The organism is Enterococcus sp. DIV1368b (assembly GCF_050529595.1).
In the GTDB taxonomy this organism is placed as follows: Bacteria; Bacillota; Bacilli; order Lactobacillales; family Enterococcaceae; genus Enterococcus_B; species Enterococcus_B mundtii.
The window spans coordinates 3044815-3062572 of the sequence record NZ_CP172883.1 but is presented as its reverse complement, the minus strand read 5'-3'; the positions used below and the strand labels follow the sequence as shown (position 1 = coordinate 3062572).

13 protein-coding genes are annotated in these 17758 nt (G+C 38.5%); all 13 read left to right on the top strand.

Translation table 11 applies throughout. From position 1 onward, the window contains the following. The first annotated feature begins 73 nt into the window (after positions 1-73). The 13 genes from IGJ19_RS14045 to IGJ19_RS13985 all read left to right on the top strand — a co-directional run bounded on the left by IGJ19_RS14045 (position 74) and on the right by IGJ19_RS13985 (position 17747). Positions 74-1015 carry an ABC transporter ATP-binding protein gene (locus IGJ19_RS14045; protein WP_034688663.1) on the top strand — a complete coding sequence of 314 codons (942 nt, stop codon included), beginning with the start codon at positions 74-76 and terminating at the stop codon, positions 1013-1015. Beyond that, positions 1008-1778 (top strand): ABC transporter permease, encoded by a 771-nt coding sequence (locus tag IGJ19_RS14040; protein ID WP_071866502.1) that lies wholly within the window; start codon positions 1008-1010, stop codon positions 1776-1778. The genes IGJ19_RS14045 and IGJ19_RS14040 overlap by 8 nt, the downstream gene beginning before the upstream one ends. A gap of 201 nt (positions 1779-1979) precedes the next feature. Then, on the top strand, positions 1980-2945 hold the full coding sequence (locus IGJ19_RS14035) for a tRNA dihydrouridine synthase (RefSeq protein ID WP_430604241.1): 966 nt from the start codon (positions 1980-1982) through the stop codon (positions 2943-2945). A 338-nt stretch (positions 2946-3283) separates the two neighbouring features. Beyond that, positions 3284-4774 carry a phytoene desaturase family protein gene (locus IGJ19_RS14030; RefSeq protein ID WP_074801476.1) on the top strand — a complete coding sequence of 497 codons (1491 nt, stop codon included), beginning with the start codon at positions 3284-3286 and terminating at the stop codon, positions 4772-4774. Further along, the gene (locus tag IGJ19_RS14025) at positions 4761-5657 is read left to right on the top strand and encodes a phytoene/squalene synthase family protein (protein ID WP_430604240.1); all 897 of its coding nucleotides are present in this window, start codon (positions 4761-4763) and stop codon (positions 5655-5657) included. The genes IGJ19_RS14030 and IGJ19_RS14025 overlap by 14 nt, the downstream gene beginning before the upstream one ends. A 366-nt stretch (positions 5658-6023) precedes the next feature. Further along, positions 6024-6908: an Rgg/GadR/MutR family transcriptional regulator gene (locus IGJ19_RS14020; RefSeq protein WP_115358384.1), complete on the top strand. Its 885-nt coding sequence runs from the start codon at positions 6024-6026 to the stop codon at positions 6906-6908. A 148-nt stretch (positions 6909-7056) separates the two neighbouring features. Next, positions 7057-7350 (top strand): WXG100 family type VII secretion target, encoded by a 294-nt coding sequence (locus tag IGJ19_RS14015; RefSeq protein WP_430604239.1) that lies wholly within the window; start codon positions 7057-7059, stop codon positions 7348-7350. 247 nt (positions 7351-7597) lie between these two features. Continuing rightward, on the top strand, positions 7598-10996 hold the full coding sequence (gene esaA / locus IGJ19_RS14010; RefSeq protein ID WP_430604238.1) for a type VII secretion protein EsaA: 3399 nt from the start codon (positions 7598-7600) through the stop codon (positions 10994-10996). A gap of 13 nt (positions 10997-11009) precedes the next feature. Continuing rightward, positions 11010-11495, top strand: a complete 486-nt coding sequence (locus tag IGJ19_RS14005; protein ID WP_142433078.1) for a hypothetical protein — start codon at positions 11010-11012, stop codon at positions 11493-11495. Between the two features lie 13 nt (positions 11496-11508). Next, complete coding sequence (locus IGJ19_RS14000) at positions 11509-11784, top strand: type VII secretion protein, YukD family (RefSeq protein WP_430604237.1); 276 nt, start codon at positions 11509-11511, stop codon at positions 11782-11784. Next, on the top strand, positions 11781-12953 hold the full coding sequence (gene essB, locus IGJ19_RS13995) for a type VII secretion protein EssB (RefSeq protein WP_086335481.1): 1173 nt from the start codon (positions 11781-11783) through the stop codon (positions 12951-12953). Before IGJ19_RS14000 ends, essB begins: the two co-directional genes overlap by 4 nt. Next, positions 12940-17349, top strand: a complete 4410-nt coding sequence (essC, locus tag IGJ19_RS13990; protein ID WP_430604236.1) for a type VII secretion protein EssC — start codon at positions 12940-12942, stop codon at positions 17347-17349. Before essB ends, essC begins: the two co-directional genes overlap by 14 nt. After that, on the top strand, positions 17346-17747 hold the full coding sequence (locus tag IGJ19_RS13985; protein WP_108173512.1) for a DUF4176 domain-containing protein: 402 nt from the start codon (positions 17346-17348) through the stop codon (positions 17745-17747). The genes essC and IGJ19_RS13985 overlap by 4 nt, the downstream gene beginning before the upstream one ends. Positions 17748-17758: the final 11 nt, after the last annotated feature.

The window sequence follows — 17758 nt, the reverse complement described above, 5'->3', positions numbered from 1 at the left end:
CTTAACGGCTTTCTCACAACCTCTTTACATGCTAAAATAGTAAATCAGACAAAATAAGGAGAGTTAGTAAAAAATGACATATGCTCTTGAGATAAATGAGTTAAGAAAAATATATGGGACAGGTGTGGAAGCACTCCGAGGCATCGATCTGACGGTTGAAGAAGGCGATTTTTATGCACTACTGGGACCAAATGGCGCAGGGAAATCAACAACGATCGGGATTATCACTTCATTAGTGAATAAGACATCGGGAAAAGTGAAAGTATTTGGCTATGATCTGGATACAGATTTAGTACGAGCAAAACAACAAATCGGCTTAGTGCCCCAAGAATTCAATTTCAATCCGTTTGAAACGGTGCAACAAATCGTCGTGAATCAGGCGGGTTACTATGGTGTATCCCGTAATGAAGCATTGAAACGTAGTGAAAAATACCTTAAACAATCTAATTTGTGGGAGAAACGCAATGTTCGTGCGCGGATGCTTTCAGGTGGGATGAAACGACGATTGATGATTGCCCGTGCATTGATGCACGAACCCAAATTATTGATTCTAGATGAACCCACAGCGGGTGTCGATATTGAATTAAGACGAGAAATGTGGGAATTTCTACGTGAATTGAATAACGCAGGAACAACGATCATTTTGACGACACATTATTTGGAAGAAGCAGAAATGCTTTGTCGGAATATTGGAATCATCCAATCGGGTGAACTGATTGAGAATACTTCTATGAAAGCCTTGCTTTCCAAATTACAGTTTGAAACGTTTATCTTTGACTTAGCACCTTATGATAAAAAGCCAGAGATCATTGGCTATACAAGTATCTTAGAAGATGAACGCACACTTGCGGTTGAAGTGGAGCGTGATCAAGGAGTGAATGGGATCTTTGAACAGTTAAGTGCGCAAGGGATCAAAGTCCTGTCTATGCGCAATAAATCCAATCGCTTAGAAGAACTTTTCTTGAAAATTACGGAAGAAACTTATCATATGGAGGCAACGAAGAAAAATGTTTAATCTTTATTTTACTGCATTAAAAAGTTTAGCAATCAAAGAAACCAATCGCTATATGCGTATCTGGGTACAAACGCTAGTACCACCAGTGATCACTACGTCTTTGTATTTTATCATCTTTGGGAAAATGATCGGAGGCCGAATCGGTGATATGGGTGGTTTCTCCTACATGGAATTTATTGTTCCAGGATTGATCATGATGTCCGCCATCACAAGCTCTTATTCAAATGTTTCTTCTTCGTTCTTTTCACAAAAATTCCAAAAGAATATCGAAGAGATTTTAGTTGCCCCTGTCCCAACACATGTCATCATCTGGGGATTTGTGATCGGTGGGTTGGGACGGAGTGTCTTGGTCGGTGCATTAGTCACAATGATTTCTCTATTTTTTGTACCATTACATGTCTATTCATGGACGATCGTTGTATTAACACTATTGATGACCGCTATCTTATTCTCGCTTGCTGGTTTGATCAATGGGATTTTCGCCCAATCTTATGATGATGTGTCCATTGTACCAACGTTTGTGTTACAACCTTTGACTTATCTTGGCGGGGTGTTTTATTCAATTTCGATGTTGCCACCGATTTGGCAAGCCATCTCGAAAGTAAATCCAATTGTTTATATGATCTCAAGTTTCCGTTATGGTTTCTTAGGCACCACAGATGTGCCAATCGTCATTTCGATTGCGATCCTTGTACTGTTCATCGTAGTGCTGTATTCAACGTGTTGGTACTTGATCAATAAAGGTAGAGGGTTAAGAAGCTAAACGAACGAGTTAAGCCAACTCCTTCAATAGTAAGGCGAAAATTGAAAAAATATGAGAAGCTATTTTACAATTTTCTATCTTACTGTTCAGGTCAAAACGCTTTTTTCACAACCTCTACTTTGCTTCTTTTTCTTTTTCCTTGTATAATGGCAACAATGTTTTTTGATGGAACTTTGTATATAGCGAAATGGAGTGTACTTGATGAAGAATAATTTTTGGGCTGAACTACCTACGCCCTTTTTTGTATTAGCACCGATGGAAGATGTGACAGATGTGGTTTTTCGCCATGTTGTCCAAAAAGCCGGCGCGCCGGATGTGTATTTCACCGAATTTACTAATTCAGATAGTTTTTGTCATCCGGATGGCAAAGAGAGTGTTAAAGGACGTTTGACATTTACTGAAGATGAACAGCCGATGGTGGCACATATCTGGGGGGATAAACCGGAATTTTTCAGAGAGATGAGTATTCAACTAGCTGAAATGGGTTTTAAAGGAATAGACCTCAATATGGGTTGTCCGGTACCGAATGTGGCAGAGCGTGGAAAAGGTAGTGGCTTGATCCTACGCCCTGAAGTTGCTGCAGAATTGATCGAAGCTGCAAAAGCTGGAGGTTTACCTGTAAGTGTAAAAACACGTATTGGGTACACAGAGCAAGCTGAAATGGTTGATTGGATCAGTCATTTACTAAAGCAAGATATCGCGAATCTTTCTGTTCATTTGCGAACACGCAAAGAAATGAGTAAAGTTGCGGCACATTGGGAACTGATTCCTGAAGTCGTTGCCTTGCGTGATCAAATTGCCCCACAAACGAAGTTGACGATCAATGGTGACATCCCTGACCGCCAAACAGGGCTTGAATTAGCGGAAAAATATGGTGTAGATGGCATCATGATCGGCCGAGGTATTTTTAAAAATCCATTTGCCTTTGAAAAAGAACCAAGAGAGCATTCAGCAGAAGAACTTATTGACTTACTGCGCTTACAACTAGATTTACAAGACCATTATGCACAAGAGATCCCACGTTCGATCACAGGCTTACATCGTTTCTTCAAAATCTACGTCAAAGGATTTCCAGGAGCCAACGATTTACGTGTGCAATTGATGGACACGAAATCTACGGATGAAGTTCGTGCACGATTAGATGAATTTCAACATAAAACTGAATAAACAGTTGAGGTTGTGATAAAAGTAATCAACCAAAAAAGCTGTGACATCTAAAAATATGAAAATATTTTCGGATGTCATAGCTTTTTTAATGAATTGGCTTTTGAAGGCTGTTTATTCGGGGTTAGCTGACAATGGCTATCTAGATCGTATATTTCACGCGTAAATAATACTGAGTGAAAAATGATAAAAAATAAATTAAAAACAAAGAAAAATGAAGAAAATTTAATGTAACATATGTTATTTGAGCGTTTTATTTTATGACATAACAAATTTAATGATATCCTAAAATTTATCAGATGATAAAAATTTATAGAACAAGAATTGAGTAGGTGGATGTCATGAAAAAAGTCATTGTAACAGGTGCAGGAGTTGCGGGATTAAGTGCAGCTGTACGCTTGCAAAAATTAGGCTATGAAGTAACATTGTACGAAAAAGAAAGTGGCCCTGGCGGCAAGATGAATCAAATCAAAAAAGATGGGTTCACGTTTGATGTGGGGCCAACAATCGTGATGATGCCTGAAATCTATCGCGAAGTATTTGAATTTTGTGGGAAAGATCCGGATGACTACATTCCGATGGAAAAAGTCGATCCTATGTTGAAACTCTATTTCAATAAAGAAGAACCAATCGAATTTTCAAATGATCTCATTGAATTGACCAAAACGCTCGAAGCGATTTCCCAAGAAGATGCACAAGGCTATTATGCGTTTCTAGCGGATATCTACAAGCGTTATAACATAGCCAAAGAAGCATTTATTACTAAATCCTTTCGTGGTTTTTGGGATTTCTATAACCCTAAATCACTATGGGCAGGGATTCGTCTAAGAACCTTTAGTGATGCGTATTCATCGATTGCTAAATTTGTCAAAGATGAACGGTTGCGAAAATCATTGGCGTTCCAAACCTTATACATCGGTGTTTCCCCATACCAAGGTCCGTCGTTATATACGATCATCCCCATGATCGAACTCTTCTACGGAGTTCATTTTATTAAGGGAGGTATGTATACTTTAGCAACCTCACTAGCTAACTTATTAGAAGAATTAGGTGGAACGATCCATTACAATACACCCGTTGATGAATTGATCATTGAAGATAAAGTGGCAAAAGGTGTTCGAATCGGACAGGAACGAATAGAAGCAGATGCGGTCGTTTGTGGTGCTGATTTCCCTTATGCAATGAAAGAGTTGATTCCTGATGAAAAGAATCGTGGGAAATATACGGATAAGAAAATCGATAAGATGGAATACTCTTGTTCTTGTTTCTTACTATACTTAGGTCTAGATAAAAAATATCCGGGGGACTATCTCCACAGCATCTACTTCGCAGATGACTTCAAACGAAATGTGGATGATTTATTTGAAGATGGTCGTTTACCGGAAGATCCATCCTTTTATTTATACCGACCTACGATCATGGATGAATCATTAGCCCCAGAAAACCATGAAGGCTTATATGTATTAGTACCAGTTCCAGAACTTTCAAAATATGAAGATTGGTCAGAGGCGAAAGTCCAAGAATACCGTCAAAAAGTATTGACGCTATTAAAAGAAAAGACGGACTTTACTGATATTGAAGAGCATATCGTTTCAGAAAGTTTTTATACACCAAAAGACTTTGAAAAAAACTTCAATGCCTATAATGGTGCAACATTTGGGTTGAAACCAACCTTAAAACAAAGTAACTATTATCGACCTCACAATAAATTTGCTTCTGCTGAGAATCTTTATTTCTGTGGTAGCAGTACACATCCCGGAGCTGGTGTACCAATCGTGATGCAAAGTGCTAAGCTTGCGGTAGAGGAGTTGGTTAAAGATGACAAAAACTAATCAGGAACTGTTTGAAAAACACGCAGACGATTTTGCCTATTGTGAAACTGTGATAAAAAAATATTCAAAATCGTTTTACGCAGCGTTTTCTCAACTTCCTGAAGAAAAAGCAAAAAGTGTCTATGCCATTTATGCTTTTTGTCGCTTGGCAGATGACACCGTTGACTTAGCGCATAGTGAGGAAGAATTGTTGGCATTAAAACACCAACTAGATGCTTTCTCCATGGGTAAAATTCCTGATCAACCTATTTGGCGTGCCTTGTCGGTTGTTTTTTCCGTTTATCCCATGACCTTGTCTCCGTTCTACGACATGATCGCAGGTCAAAAGCAAGATTTAGTCTTTACACAGCCAAAAACATTTGCTGACTTAGAAGACTATTGTTACTATGTCGCAGGTAGTGTTGGCTTGATGTTGTTACCTTTATTATCTGACCAAGCAGAAAAAATCCAGTTACAGGCAAAACGACTGGGTGAAGCGATGCAACTCACAAACATTTTACGAGATATCGGTGAAGATAATAAAATGGGACGGATTTATTTACCAAAGGAAATGATGCGTGCCCATGGTGTGACTGAAGCCATGTTACAAGCAGATGAACCTGCGAAGCCGTTGATTGATCTATGGGAAGCGGTAGCCAATGAAGCAGAGAAAAAATATGAAACTTCTTTTACGATGCTGCCGTTTATTGATCGGAATTGTCAACTCGCATTAACTGCTGCCGCTATGATCTATAAAGAGCAATTAAGCGTAATCAGAGAAAATAAATATTTAATGTTAGACCGTAAAAACTATGTCAGTCAGATAAGAAAAATCCAGCTACTAAGAAAAGCAAAAAAATATGTAGAAACCCTACTTAATAGCCCACAACAATCAACATTATAATTGGTATGATAGCATTGATAATCTGATGCATCATCAAAAGGAATGAGCACTCGCAGAAAGTACCGTTGCGAGCGCTCATTCTTTTTTATAATATGAAATGTTGAACGGGAAATATATTGTTTATTCCCTTATTATCACATTTATAAATAACATCAATATTTTTTTGTTATATTTTTTTTTATTTGTTATTAAAGTCTTTATATTTTTAAAAACGGTAGTTATTATAAATAAATGTAATATTCAAACAAGAATGATGGTAAGATTATAATAAACGGGGATTTTTAGCTTTATCAAATTTCAATCATAGAAGCTCTTTCTAAGAATCATTGAGTTCAAATTTCAGTGAAAGAGGTCAGGAGTGAAAAAATGGAAGTATGGGAAATCGTTGAATTTGTCAGAAAGCAAAAAGGAATAACGATCGCAGAACTTTGCGGAGAGGAAGCCAGTCGTTCGGTTTATAAACGTTTTATTCAAAATAAAGCAGATACGACAGTCAGTAAGTTAACTTATTTTTTAAAAAAACTAAATTTGGACTACGATGAATTGCAGTTATTTAATTTTCCAAATGATTTATCTGAGGTTAATCGATTGATGCAAGAAGCGGTAGTCGCTTTTGAAAAAAAAGATAGTTTAGAGTTACATAGTATTATCATGTTGTATGAAACAGAAGAACCTAGTACCCAAAGAGAACGCCATCTTATCAGTCTTTGTCGCTTGATGATCGCTCAATTAAAAGAGGAAAAAATCGATGTCCTATCTTCAGAGGTTTATCAGTATTTAATGAAGGCGCAAACATGGACTCGCTACGAAATTTTTTTGTTTACTAACTGTATGTATGCGTTCCATCCTAAATTTATTGATTTGATTTTAGAAAAGTCGTTTCTTAGTTTGGCGGTCTATGAAGAAAACCGTAGTGGACAAAGTGAAACGTTTCGCATGTTGGCGAATGGTCTCATTCTATTTATTAAAAATCAGGATCTCCGCCTGGTTTGGAAATATGGGGCGAAGTTAGAGGAGTATTTCCTTGAAGAAGAACTATACTATGAGCGGAACTTGCAACTGTTTTTGCAAGGCGTCTGGTATATGATCAAAGGAAATGAAAAAGGAAAGTCTCATGTGAAAAACGCATTAGCAGTCAGTTGCTACTTGGATTCAAAGCAACAATATCAAAAGAAATACGAACTATTACGCTTCGTGGAGCAGGCGTACCAAGTTGATTTTGAACTCAAGAATGAGTTTCCCCCCCACTAGTAATTGAATGCTGTCTTAAAATAACTGATCTTATACGAAAAGAATTGTGCGTATACGACGAAGATCAACCTTATTCGGCGTATTTTATTTTGACCAGTTGAAAATCAAGTATGATAAACTAGTCAAAAAAATTTTAGGAGGTACAAAAATGGCAGGAGTAATTGCAGTCACACCCGAACAACTGAAGTCACAAGCACAGGTTTATTCACAAGCAGCCTCTCAGATCCAAGAGGCGATCCGTAAAGTAAACTCAATGAACCAACAAATCAGTCAACAGTGGAAAGGACAAGCATTTCAAGCTTATTTGGGACAATACAACCAGTTAGAAGGTAATGTCCGTCAAATGGAAGAACTTCTTGAGAGCATCAATCAGCAGTTGAACAAGTATGCTGATACGGTTGCAGAACGCGATCGTCAAGATGCAGGTTCGTTTGGATTTTAACTTGATTTCAAACAGAAGTCAGTTAGGTTTTCTTAAACGAATCACATGTGCAACAACACACAATGTGCAACAGAGCATCTCAGCTATAGCCTAAAAAGAGGATATGACAGAAGTGCACATCGCCATGATATAAGCGTCAAAATCCGAAATCAGCTAGCTATTTTTGGATTTTGACGCTTATTTTTAAAGGTAGAAATACAGGAAAGTCACTTCTGACCCCATGCTCTTTTAGAAGGAGGAGAACAACTTGAAAAACCATTTGAAGCAAAAGCAGCCATTTATCCTTGCGGTCATCGCAAGTTTATCTTTGCTTCTTTTCTTTGCGTATATCGGCTTTAAAGAAAAGAGTATCATCACGAGCACCGCCAGCCCGACGACAAAAATGCAATATGTTTTGGTGAATGAGGATCGAGGAGCAGATTTTGAAGGTCAGCAGTACTTGTTAGGAACCGATTTTGTGACACTGATCAATAAAGATTCCACCAATCGTTGGGAAACGACTACGCGTAATATTGCAACAGCAGGACTAGAGAACGGCCAATTCGATGCAAAAATCATTATTCCCCAAGATTTTTCGGAAAAACTATTATCTTTACAAAGCATCAATCCAGAAAAAGCGGTCATCGAATATCAAGTGCGGGATGGACAAAATGAAATAACCAACCAAATGATCGAAGAACAAGTGAATCAGATTTTAACAAACTTCAATCAGCGTGTTGTGCAAATGTATTTTTCCAGTATTGTAGGAAATCTCTCTGAAGCGCAGCAAAACGTGAATAAAATGACGAATACACATAGCAATTATCAGCAAAATCTAGAAAATAGTATCTATCAGCCATTCCAAAATATTCCAGACAACTATGCGAGTGTATTAGACTCAACTAGTATTTTAGATACAACAAATAGTGCATTCAAGGCACAGCAACAAGCCTTTGTCGATTCGGTACAATCTCTTTTGGAGCGCAATAATTCAAGTTTAGAAGAGACCTACAAAGAGACAGAAAATGTTCAGGAGACAATTGTTGATTATACAAAAGAAGCGAATGAAAAAATCACTGAAGCAATCAATCAATTCAATCAACAAGTCACCTTACAAAAAAATCAATTAACCACTCAGTGGGAGAACGCAACAGTTGACTATAGAAATCAATACGACTTGTTCAATGATGCAATTTCAGCTCAGTTTAGCAATTTTTATACTCAAAATGAACAAAATAGTTTCGGTATCTATTGGGATTTCTTAACCCAGGCAACGGCGTTTCAAACCAATCAACAAACACGCATTGAAGAGATCCAACAACAAATTACTGAGTTGGAGAGTCAGGTAGCACAGCTAGAACGCTTAAAAGGTCAAATTGCCAATGCGTATTATAATGATCCGACAAGTACACCTGTAACTGCGACAGAAGATCAAGTTAAAAATGCGATTATCAAATTGATGACAAATCAAAGTAATGGACCCAAATTAGATGGGGCATATCAATCAGTTATCGAGGAGACTTTGCCCCAGATCTCGGTGGATAGTTTAGCTCAATTATTAACTGAATTACAAAATCAAGCAGTGATCAGTCAGGATCAGGCCGCTATTTTCAATGATGAGCTAGCGATTGTTACACGTTATGCCCACGATTTTGACCGACCAATCGGAAGTGAAGCTTCTTTTGCTTATCTTGAACCGAAAGCGCAACATGATGCAACGATTTCTTTACCCACCACCAATCAACAGATGTCAATTGAGTTAAAACAAGACACGGTCCTCTCGATACAAACAGAAGAAGAGCAGCAAGGGATGCTCTTTTTTGATCCAACATATGATGTTACAGAAATGGAAAATCAATTGAATCAGTTACTGGCACCCTACAACTATGAAACAGCGATCCGAGTAGATACAGATTATTCATTAACAATCGTACAACCTTGGACGATTGAACCGGAGGAGGAAACGGAAGAAGAAACGGAAGAAGAGCACCAGCGTATAGAATATCCTTCGCTACCAGATAAATTGAACTTTGAAGTAAGCATTCCTTTAAAGTGGCAGTTGACTCCAGAACAACAGACTACTTCATACAATCAAGTGTTTTACACATGGATAATCAATGGACACGTACAACAAACGAGGGAATTCTCAGTCTATCTTCCGATGGATCAGCCATTGATCGACGATGTGCCACAAATCTTGGAACAGTTTCAACTATTAAGTACGACTGCGCAACAAATTGTCACGCTATTTGGTGCACCGCACCATTCTATAACGATACCCGCATACCGACAGATGATCGATCAACCAGAAAATACGGGGAGATCCCTTATTGAATTAGCTGATTCTCGTTCAATCTACTGGCTATATAACAATCTTCAGGAAAGTGACAAACCTTCGATGATCAGCGAACAACTGTATCAGGAATACAAAAAAACAGGGGATCAGTTGTATAGCGATACCGAGAATCAAATCATTGCATTACAAGCAGTCATTGGTTCTCCAGGGACTAGAGAACCTGAAAAACTAAAACCAACCTTGTACGGTACCTTGCAACTAATGACATTGCCACAAACATTTATGGAAGAAGCGGACAAATTAAACCACTGGTTCGCCTCTGCGAATCAACAAATCCATGCAGTATACGACAGTTGGCAGCAAACGGCACAAACAGAAGCGGAATCCGTCATCTCAGAAGAAAATCCACATCCCAAAGAAAATGAATACGCCCTGATTGAAGCTCAAACAGCCAGTCTGATCCAAACGATGCAAGGATTGATGGCAAGTTCAAAAGCAGCAGCTGAAGTTACCGGTCAATCTGCGGCAGAAGTAGCTGATATCACACCTACGATCGATCAGCTAAAAGAATCGACCATCGAAGTACAAGAGAATGCTACCACTATTTTAAGTAATCTAAGTACCTCTCTTGATGAATCGGCACAGACTGTTTCTGAAAATCAAACATATGCCGAATCATTTAGTGAAGTCCTTTCGAATACAAGGAATGGAGGGGCAGATAATCCCCAGGTCTTTAATTTTCTAGCAAGTCCGATTTTAGGACAAGGAAGCTTTGGTCAAACAAGACAAAGCTCACTGACTCCTTACTACGTGACATTGATTGGAGGCTTTATGATTCTGTTAGTATCCTTTCAATTATCTAGCGTGATGAAAAAACGTGTAGTGACTTCTGTCGATTTGTTAGTCACACCGAACCGTATATGGAAAAACGTGCCTAATATGGTGGCGGTACTCAGCGTAACGTTAGTTCTGTCACTTATTTACAGCGTTTTAACGACCACAGTATCAGGAGCCGCCCATTCTTTTGTTTGGTTCGTTTATGCATTTTTAGTCTTTGCTAGTGGTCAATTGATTCTTTTAGGGTTCATGCGCCAATTCAAAAAAATCACGTTGTATTTATGTGGTGGGATTTTTGGCTTGTTCTTCATGTTGACTCCTTTGTTGGGCGTAGCAATCAAAAATGGCTCGTTGACAGAATGGCTCTATCGTCTATCACCTTTACAGAATATTCAAAACGGTTTTACTGTGTTGATGAATGAGGGTCTCATCGGTTGGGGAAGTTATCTATTGCTCGTTCTATTCCTGATATTTGGAGTGATATTGAATTTTATTGTCCGGCCAGAAGAGAAGAAAGAACGGTCAAATGAATAAACGGAGGTATAAAATGGTTCAGAAAAAAATAGGGGGGCTTTTCTTTTTGTTGGTAGTTTCACTATTTTTAAGTCACCCGAATGTCACAGTTTTGGCAAGTACACTCACTATCAATAACCATGTGATCTACCAAGAAAGGGAAGGCATCGAAGATCATGAAACAACATTTATAGTACACGATTTATTTTTAGAAGATAAAACAAAATTAGACCAAGAACGTGTCCAACAACAAAGACAACAGATTTCCACTGCTCAGAACCTCGTCTTTGTGTCGGAAGCAACTTCACAGCCACAGGTCTTTGAACAAACAATTACACCCCAATTATTCAAAGAAGGGCAAATGTCTGTAGGACATCAGTCGTCAGCTAACCCCAATCACACAGCTATCCAGGGAAGGATTGTTTTGTGGATCTTACTTCTACTAGGAAGTATTTTACTGACTATTGGAGGCAATTATCTTGGTAAAAAGTTTTCACAGCAGAAATACAAAAATGATTAAAGGACTGTTGTAGTTGGAAAAAAATCAAGCAATTGGGATAAGTTTACAAGTCAAAGAAGAAATCATTGACTTACAGATCCCGATCCAAGTAACGATTACACGATTAAAAGAATTATTAAAGGAATCTTTCATACAAAATGGTTCGTCCTTGCCAGATGCGTTCGACTTAGTGGTATTAAATAAACCGATCCGCTTAAAGGAAGAGGCATATGTGGCAGATTATCCATTAAGTGAAGGCGATCATTTACTGATCTATGAATCTCAACAAAAATCGGAGGAACGAACGTGACCCACATAAAAGATATTTCTGAAACGATCATGATTGAGACATCAACTGATGCTGTCAAAGTGACACTGAATGCTAAGCAATACCAACTCGATCGTTTAGAACAGTATCAACTATTCTTAACACAGAAAAAGCACTTACTCTCTGGACAGATCGTAGAATCTTCAGAGGAAAAACTCGTCATTCAATACCAGAAAAGTAAACAAATCTATTCTTTGCAAGAGTACCTTAAACGAACAGAACTTTTTCAACGATTATTACTTGCACAAAAAATCAATTTCTTATCCGAGTTTTTGAGTAGCCCAATCCAGCCTTTCATCCATCCAGCCAATCTATTTCTATTTGGAGAAGAAATCATCATAGCACATAGAGGTTTTGCGCATTCAATTATTCCTTATGAAATAACCGAAGAAGAATTTTTGAAGCAATATCGTGCATTGATCCTGACAATTTTACATCCTAAGTTCGATTATGAGCAACTGATTGAAGGAAATGGCACATTGAAGGACGAGTTTTCTAAACGAATCCAAAGAGCAAACAGTGTCGCAGAAATCGACCGCATGATTGGCGAACAAGTCGTACAGCAGAAAACGAAACGTGCATCAGAAATTCAAATGGTGAACAAAAAAAGCTATTTTATGTTTAAGTGGGGCACGCTTTTATTAAGCATTTCAACAATAGGTTTAGCGCTTACGACAGGCATCTATGCGTTTGATAAACTTCCCGCACAAGAACGGATCAGTTCTGCTGAAACGCAATATATTGCTAATAATTACGCTGGTGTTTTAACCACATTAAAAGATGATAAACCCGAAGATCTCCCTTCTGGCGCTCAATATGTTGCTGCAGTCAGCGCTGTACAGCTGGATAATTTGTCGAATGAGCAAAAGACAGCGATCTTAAATAATATTTCCCAAAAATCAAATGAGAATACGTTGCTTTACTGGATCTATATCGGACGGGGAAATTTTGATCGATCACTAGATATCGCACAAAACCTCGGCGATCATCAATACATTTTACATGCCTATACCAAACTATACGATGCGACGCGAGCAAACAACAAAATGAGTGGTCAGAAGAAGCAAGAGTTATTAACGAGTTATGAGGAAGAAATCAATAAGTACTTAGAAATCTTAGAAAGCGAGACGGATAGTAATGAAGCAAACTAAGCCAATTTCAATAACTGATCAAATCCAACATTCCGTTTCAGTTCTTTATGACCTTTTTTACTTTGGTTCGACGTTTATTCATAAACAAATAACAGAAAAAAACAATCAAGTAATACTGGACAATCAAACGCTTTACTGTGAAGACGGACAGCTTTTTTGTGGAGGAGAAGTAGTCAAGGATGAAAAGTTTCTCCTCGTTCATCATGAAAATTTGAAAACGGTGATCGTCAATAAGCCAAGGGAAAGCGTCTATCTATCAAATGCACAAGATTCGGCAATCCGTATTGATTCGGATGCCTTGATTTTTATTAATCGTAATAGTACTGATGACTATCAAATAAAAATCTATCCTAGTAAAGCCAAGATTTATTACAATCACCAACGTGTAGAAAAAGGTGTATTTCCATTTTCTGTAGGTGATCAATTGATCATTGATTATCTCATGATTGAGATGCGTGAGAAACAATTAAAGATCTCAGATTTAAAAAATCAGCTACAGTTGGACCCTTGGCAGTTGCTCGAAGAACCCTACATTCCCGAGTATCCAGAAAATTTTCCAGCATTTAGGCGTAGTCCAAGAATCCATTTAAAAGAGCCAAAAGAAAAAATAGAGATCCAATCACCTAAGCAGAAATCTAATGAAGGAAAGAATGAGTGGTTGAAAACCATCGTGCCACCGTTAGGTATGGTTGTTTTGAGCGGTGCTACAAGTTTTTTGAGCGGGGGCAATCCAGTTATGTTGATCAGTATGGGAGGCGCTAGTTTACTTACAACCGGTTTTTCTGTATCGAGTTATTTTACAAACAAAAAAGAAATCAACAGAAAAAATCACATGAGAGAAGAGCATTTCCGTCAGTATATGATCAAAAAAAAGTCAGAGCTTACTGTCTTACAGCAAACACAAAAAACAGCATTAGAATATATGAATCCCGCACTGAATGAATTAGCATTGATGGCTAAAGATTATCATGCGAGGATTTATGAACGCATGACAGTGAACGAAGATTTTTTGACTGTCCGCTTAGGAATCGGCGAAATCAATGCTAGTTTTCACACAAACTTCCAGCCGGTAGAAGAGGATGAACTGAGTAATGAAGCGTTTGAGCATCTTAATAGCCCCTACAAACAACTTGGAGATGCCCCGATCATCGTTTCACTTTTGGAACAGACGGTTGGCTTAGCAGGAACACCTAGTATTTTGCGAACAGCATTACAACTCCTATTATTTCAGTTATGTGTGTTGCATTCTTATCGAGACGTCGAATTCATTACACTGATCCCGTCGGAAGAGTACGAACAACATTGGCGAGAATGGCGTTGGTTACCTCATAATAAAATCCGTTCTTTAAATCTAAGAGGAATGGTGCATACCCCCCAAAGTCGAGACATGATCTTGAATTCTTTTTATCAAATAGTGGCAAAAAGAAAACAACAAGTACGTGAAGCGGGTAATGAAAAGGTACACTTTCAGCCACAGTATGTTTTTTCGATTTTGGATGAAAGTTGGTTGGCAGGTCATGGTTTGAACGAGTTTTTAGCCGAAAATTTAGGAGACTATGGCATTACGGTCATTTGGGGAAAAGAAACGTTGAATATGTTGCCCGAAACAACGACTACTTTAATTGAATATCAAAGCAATGAGGCAGCAACGTTGATCAATCAGAACAATGAATATGTCAACCAGCGTTTTATTCCCAATCATTTGCCGACAACCTATCCAATCGAAAAAGCCATTCGGCGTTTGGCGAATCTCCATCATGTGGAAGTAGAGAAAAATGCGGTACCTGACAGCTTGAGTCTATTGGAACAATATGAGGTCAAGACAGTTGAAGAACTAGCGATTTCAAATCGCTGGGCTACTGCTGAACCTAATAAATCGATTCGCTCATTAATCGGTTGGCGTGGAAAAAAAGATTTGGTTTATTGGGATCTACATGAACGAGTCCATGGACCACACGCCTTAGTTGGTGGTACGACTGGTTCAGGGAAATCTGAATTTTTAACGACTTATTTGATCGGTTTAGCAATCAATTTTTCGCCAGAAGATATCGGCATGTTGATTATTGACTGGAAAGGTGGCGGAATAGCCAATACCTTAGATCATTTGCCCCATTTTATGGGCGCAATCACTAATTTGGATGGTGCTGGAACTGCGCGAGCCTTAGCAAGCATCAAAGCAGAGCTAGCGAAACGTCAAAGAGAGTTTGCCAAATATGGCGTAAATAATATCAACGGCTACATGACCTTGTATAAACAAAGAAAGACCCCAAAACCAGACGTTGTTTATCCACAAAAACCTTTGCCCCATTTGATTTTAGTTTCGGATGAATTTGCGGAGCTTAAAGCCAATGTTCCAGAATTCTTAGATGAGCTCACTTCTGTTGCCCGAATCGGACGTTCATTAGGTGTCCATTTGATTTTAGCCACCCAAAAACCTTCTGGGGTAGTCAATGATCAGATCGAAGCCAATAGTACGAGTAAAATTGCCTTGAAAATGGCGAGTGTCCAAGACTCGAATGAGTTACTCAAAACGCCAGATGCCGCACAAATCACGAATCCTGGACGAGGCTATTTGAAAATTGGCGAAAATGAGGTGTATGAATTATTTCAAAGTGGTTATGCGGGGGTTCCATATGATCCAGAACAATTGATCGAAGAAGTGATCGATGAACGGGTATTCAAAATCAATGAATTGGGCCAGTTAGAATTGCTTTATGATCCAGATATCGAAATCATTCAAGGAAAAGATACACGAGATTTGCCAACACAATTAGAAGCAGTGATTGATAAGATCAAGACAACCTTTGCCGATTCTACCTACAAATTGCCGGATAAGCCGTGGCTACCGAACTTAGATAAGCAGATTATGACGCCAAAAATAAAACAGTCAGAAGTTCGTAATCTAGCTATCCCATTTGGTTGTTTAGATATTCCTTCTGAACAAAAACAAATGAATTATACCTTCAATCTCGAAGAAGCGAGTCACACATTGATCGTAGCTAGTCCAGGCTATGGGAAGTCAACAGTGTTGCAAACACTTGTAATGAACCTTGCCCGTCAAAATACTCCTGCAACGATTCAGTTTCATTTAATCGATTTTGGGAATAATGGCTTATTAGTACTCAAGGAATTACCCCATATTGCGGATATAGCGACTTTGGAAGAAGATGAAAAACTGCAAAAAATGCTTGATCGCATCGAAAAATTATTGGCAGAGCGCAAAAATTTGTTCAAGCAAGCTGGTGTCGCGAATCTAACGCAATACGAAACAAGAACAAGAGAGAAATTACCGATCTTAGGAATCATTCTCGATAGTTATGATGGCCTGAGCTTGGAAGATAAGCGCAAAGATAGAATCGATGAAGTGCTTCTTCAATTACTAAGAGATGGAGCCAGTTTGGGTGTCTTTCTTGTGATGACCGCGAATCGTGCAGGAAGTATTCGGACGAACATGATGAGCAATATTGCCACTAAGATCACGCTATATTTAAACGATGAAAATGAAATAAACATGGTCATGGGCAGAAATGCTTTGTCACCTGAAGCAATCAATGGGCGCGGACAAGTCTTACTTTCTACGCCAACTACCATTCAGGTTTATCTGCCGATTAATGGGAAAAATGATGCTGAATTACTCCAAAATCTGGAAGAAGAAATTATAGAAATCAATCAAGCTTGGACAGGCGAACGCCCAGATAAAATTCCAATGGTACCAGAAAACCTAACGCAAAAAAGTTTTGCTTCTTACCTTGAACAAGACGACCACACACTGTATTTGGGATTAAACAAAGCCACTTCTTCAGTAGAATCATTCGACTTGTTCCAGCGAATGAGATTAGGGATCTTTTTCAAATCCAATAAGCAACTTCGTGCGATGATGCCTTGGCTACTTCAACAAATTTGTCAAGAAAGACAAGAAGAAGTGGTGTTGATCGATGCAAATGGAACACTCGAACCAGCAAAGCCGAAAGTTTCACTATACTTGGACCGTTCATGCCTCACGGAAGAACCAACAGCTCTAAAAACGGCTCTAGAAGCTCTCTTAACAAATGAAACTGGCAAGAGGATCATCATTATCAATGGTATTGCAGACTTGATCGATAAATTAACATTGAACCCTGAGGAAGTTACCGCTCTGCTAAGTGGCGGAAACGACCATTTACAATTTGTTTTTCTCGATCATATGACGAAAGTGGGCAATACCTTTGGCGGAATCACTATGTTCGTAAAAGAAAATATCGACCATATTTTATTTGGTGGAAGCTTACAAAATCAATTATTTATTGAAAATCTTTCTTATCAAGAAAAAAACGCAATAGTTGCTAAAAACGTCCTACACAGTTTGAAGGATGAACAATTGGAAGCTTTGGTGTTTCCTACGGAGGAAGAAGCATGAGAGAAGAAATGATCACACCTTTTTTGCCACTAGGCAGTATCTTAAGACTGGTAGGGACAGAGGATGACCAACTGCTCTATTTTGTTGTTGCTCGTGCCATCGCCAAAAATGAAGAAGAAAAAGTGATATCGAGATATCGAGTAGCCCCTCATCCGTTTGGCGATGTGCCAAGCCAAGAAGTCTTTTCTATCCATGCGGATCAAATCACAGAAGTGTTATTCGAAGGCTTCCAAAACCAAGCTGATGAAGAATTTTTAGACGATTTATTGAGACAACTTAAGGATGCGCCAACTAGACCACTACTCGTGCAAGAGGAGCAACCTGTACCGATTGTAGAAACCATAAAAATTAATGAAGAAGAGAGATTAAAAGAAGACCCATTCTATCAATTCAGATAAGGAGAAAATAG

Coding starts and splice junctions, on each gene's coding strand:
- IGJ19_RS14045 (WP_034688663.1), top strand. CDS start 74: ATGACATATGCTCTTGAGATAAATGAGTTAAGAAAAATATATGGGACA.
- IGJ19_RS14040 (WP_071866502.1), top strand. CDS start 1,008: ATGTTTAATCTTTATTTTACTGCATTAAAAAGTTTAGCAATCAAAGAA.
- IGJ19_RS14035 (WP_430604241.1), top strand. CDS start 1,980: ATGAAGAATAATTTTTGGGCTGAACTACCTACGCCCTTTTTTGTATTA.
- IGJ19_RS14030 (WP_074801476.1), top strand. CDS start 3,284: ATGAAAAAAGTCATTGTAACAGGTGCAGGAGTTGCGGGATTAAGTGCA.
- IGJ19_RS14025 (WP_430604240.1), top strand. CDS start 4,761: ATGACAAAAACTAATCAGGAACTGTTTGAAAAACACGCAGACGATTTT.
- IGJ19_RS14020 (WP_115358384.1), top strand. CDS start 6,024: ATGGAAGTATGGGAAATCGTTGAATTTGTCAGAAAGCAAAAAGGAATA.
- IGJ19_RS14015 (WP_430604239.1), top strand. CDS start 7,057: ATGGCAGGAGTAATTGCAGTCACACCCGAACAACTGAAGTCACAAGCA.
- IGJ19_RS14005 (WP_142433078.1), top strand. CDS start 11,010: ATGGTTCAGAAAAAAATAGGGGGGCTTTTCTTTTTGTTGGTAGTTTCA.
- essC (WP_430604236.1), top strand. CDS start 12,940: ATGAAGCAAACTAAGCCAATTTCAATAACTGATCAAATCCAACATTCC.
- IGJ19_RS13985 (WP_108173512.1), top strand. CDS start 17,346: ATGAGAGAAGAAATGATCACACCTTTTTTGCCACTAGGCAGTATCTTA.